This window comes from Vibrio sp. 2033 (assembly GCF_033339735.1).
Genome location: NZ_JAWOVC010000695.1, coordinates 1 through 549 on the forward strand (window position 1 = coordinate 1; position 549 = coordinate 549).

Consider the following 549-nt stretch of genomic DNA (forward strand, 5'->3'; position numbering starts at 1 on the left):
TTGCGAGCAATATTGCAATTAATTGCCCCTTAGAAAGCTTGTCTCCCAAAACAAATACACCTAAAGCGACAGACACAAGTGGCCCGATGAAAAAGCCCAAGCTTGCATCAATCACTCGATGGTGAGTCAACGCCCACGTAAATGCACTCCAAGAAATACACATTAGGCTACTTGCCACAAAGGTATACCAAAGAGACTTTTTATCTCGCCACACCTGTGACCAATTTGGCCAATGGCGAGTCACCGCGTAGACGATAAGAATCCCTACGGGTACCGAGCCAATAATGCGCCATGCCAGCAACTCATCCATTGCAGCATTAGGAAGAAAACGGTAGTAAACCGGCAGTAATCCCCAAATAACGAAGGATAACGCAGCCATAAAATTGCCGTAGTGACGATGATTCATAGGCTATTGCTCATTGAGATGAAGAAAAAGTGACGCGATTTTATAGCGCAAAAGGCGTTTGTAAAGTGATTATCATCGCGCCTAATTGTTACAGGTTCAGCCCTTGTACGACTGCCGTAAAGCCACTAACAAAACACAGCAGT

1 protein-coding gene is annotated in these 549 nt (G+C 45.0%); it reads right to left on the minus strand.

All coding sequences use genetic code 11. The features are described from left to right. On the minus strand, positions 1-406 hold a 406-nt coding region (locus tag R7P74_RS28570), incomplete at its 3' end, for an EamA family transporter (protein ID WP_318124062.1). Between the last annotated feature and the right edge of the window lie 143 nt (positions 407-549).